Annotated in this window: 3 protein-coding genes; 1 reads left to right on the top strand and 2 read right to left on the bottom strand. The window is 48.3% G+C overall.

Annotated features, from left to right (window positions below; translation table 11 throughout):
- Positions 1–30: 30 nt before the first annotated feature.
- Together QUB35_RS35855 and QUB35_RS35850 are read right to left on the bottom strand one after the other, a co-directional pair.
- Positions 31–198 (bottom strand): hypothetical protein, encoded by a 168-nt coding sequence (locus tag QUB35_RS35855; protein WP_333147361.1) that lies wholly within the window; start codon positions 196–198, stop codon positions 31–33.
- A 172-nt stretch (positions 199–370) separates the two neighbouring features.
- Positions 371–1,609 (bottom strand): Zn-dependent hydrolase, encoded by a 1,239-nt coding sequence (locus tag QUB35_RS35850; RefSeq protein WP_333147359.1) that lies wholly within the window; start codon positions 1,607–1,609, stop codon positions 371–373.
- 437 nt (positions 1,610–2,046) lie between these two features.
- Here QUB35_RS35850 and QUB35_RS35845 point away from each other — a divergent pair, with 437 nt between their 5' ends.
- On the top strand, positions 2,047–2,454 hold the full coding sequence (locus QUB35_RS35845; RefSeq protein WP_333147357.1) for an allophanate hydrolase-related protein: 408 nt from the start codon (positions 2,047–2,049) through the stop codon (positions 2,452–2,454).
- Positions 2,455–2,561: the final 107 nt, after the last annotated feature.

The following is a 2,561-nucleotide window of genomic DNA, read 5'->3' as shown; positions in this document are numbered from 1 at the left end:
TGGTCAATCCTAAGCACTTTAAAAACTGGTTTACAAGCTGCTGCTACTGTACTTCATAAACCTGGAATACGCTGTAATTAGGTCTACACCCAGTTGGTCTAGAGGAGTAGTTGTTCGCTGGCAGATGCACCCGGCTGCTGAAGCCACGGCGTAAATGTAAGCATAGCTGAATTCTTCTTTTTGGGTGTTGATATCCATTAAAATGCTACTGCAATTTTGTTGCCATAAAGTAATGATATAACACCAAATCGGGTTATAAAACCCTGTTATGTAAAGTTACGGTGCGTGACTCAAGATGCCTTCCACACAAGCCCAAATCTATTCACAGTCACGCACCATACATCGCTTTGAAAGCAGATTAACCATCGCCCTAGCCGTAAATTCGATCGAGCTTCAAGAAGGTTTGTAACAGCACGTTTGCTCCCTGAGTGCACTGTTCTGGGGATGTATATTCGTCTTCTGCATGGCTGATGCCGCCGCGAGAAGCCACGAAAATCATCCCCATATCCGCAAACCGTCCGATTTCTTGGGCGTCGTGTCCGGCGCGGCTGATTAAATGCGTGCAACTCAAGCTTAATTCCTGGCAAACTTCGGCAATCGCATTTTGAATCTTTGCTGCTGCTAGAGTCGGCAATACGTGCAGCATTTCGGTGATTTTAACTTCGGTTTTGGTGGCAGAAGAAATAGCTGCAAACTCTTGTTTCATTTTAACTAACAATTCTTCCAAATGAGTTTGAGATATATCGCGCAAGTCGATTTTAAAATCGACTTTTCCCGGTACAATATTTGTAGCATTTGGCGACACGTTTAAGTAACCTACCGTTGCTACTTGTTCGCCCGGTGTTTCTACTCCCAACTTGTTGACTGCTAGCACCATTTGTGCGGCGGCTACTAACGCATCTTTGCGAACGCGCATCGGCGTCGAACCGGCATGATTCGGGCGGCCAGTTACCGTCACTGCATAGCGGTACTGTCCGACAATGCCTTGAACTATGCCGATTTCATCGCCGGTACTTTCCAAAACGCCTCCTTGTTCGACGTGGAGTTCTACAAATGCTGCTATTTCTTGGGGATGGCGTTTTGCTTGTGCAATTTTTGACCAATCTCCGCCAATTTGTGCTAAACAAGTTTCAATGGAAGTACCGTCGCTGCGTCGGTAATATGCCGCATCGCTGACTGTATTTCCGGCCATCGCTTTGCAGCCGATAACGGTGTTTTCTTCGTCGGTAAATACGATCGTCTCGATCGGATGTTCCAAGCATAGGTTATTTTCGTGCAGTACCCGCACCACTTCAATTCCCGCCAAAACTCCCAAAACTCCGTCGTAATGGCCGCCCACGGCCACGGTATCGATGTGAGAACCTGTGGCTAGGGCCGCACACTCGCGCTTTCCGGGATACCGCCCGATCATGTTTCCCGCCGCATCAATGCGAACCGTCATCCCTGCTTCTACCATCCAAGATTCCACGAGTTGGCGGGCCAGCAAATCTGCTTTGGTAAATGCTACCCGACTCACGCCTCCTCCTGGTAGTTTGCCGATTTGGGCGAGTTGGGCGATGCTGCGGTTGAGGCGCGGGCCGTTGACTGCAAGTGTTAATGTAAGTGTCATTTAAAGTTCTTTTATTGATTGATGTAACTAATTGCTGTATACTGCATTCAATAGCATTTAAATCGGCGACATAATGTAGCCTTGTTTACAAAAGTCGAGCGGTTTGACAGTGTCAGGAATAAGGTGCTCTTCGGCATTGGTGTCAACTTAATGTCAAAGGTAATACGAGTCTACCGTCTGAGTTTACAGTCTTCCCGATCCCCCCTAGCCCCCTTCTCAAGGGGGGGACAAGAGAATTCTTTCGTCCCCCTTCTTTCCCCCCTTGGGGTAGGGGGGGGGTGGGGGATGAGCGGGGGATCGAGACTTCGATAAAAACGAGATATACAGAGAATTTTAGTCTTAAGTTGACACCAATGGCTCTTGGGCGCACCCTACAAAGTGAGTTTGTGCATCAGTCTTAAGTAGGAAAAAACACAATTTTTTATCGGGTGTATGTGATGAATCAAACAGCAATTGCAGTCAAACGAGTTTTCATTTGCGGTTCTGCCCTACGGGGTCAGCCGGACAACAGCAACCTCGGAGATGCGAAGTTTATTAGAGAAGCAAAAACTCGCCCGATTTACCGCTTGCATTCGGCAGAAAATGGCTGGCATCCTGCTATTTATGAAGTGGCGGCAGACGGTGTATCAATTCCGGGGGAAGTGTACGAATTAACTCAAGAGCAATTTGAACAGCTTGCAGGGGGGGAACCGCCGCATATGTATCCGTCGGATGTGGTTTTGGATGATGGAGAAGTGTTGACGGCTTTCTTGTACCCGCAGGAGTTGGTTCAGAAGTATGAATGGGAAGATATTTCCGATCGAGGTGGGTGGGCCGCTTATAAAGCCAGTACAGGGCAAAATTAATCCTTTCCGCTGGCTTGTTTGGGCGGGCGAGACGCCCACCCCACAAAAAAATTCATTTCTTGTGGAACAGGCCGGAAAGCCTGTTTGTTTGGGCGGGCGAGACGCCC

The sequence above is a fragment of the Microcoleus sp. B13-B6 genome (assembly GCF_036705405.1).
Lineage (GTDB): Bacteria > Cyanobacteriota > Cyanobacteriia > Cyanobacteriales > Microcoleaceae > Microcoleus.
Note: the sequence above shows the minus strand (reverse complement) of the source record. Positions and strands in the feature narration are given on the sequence as shown.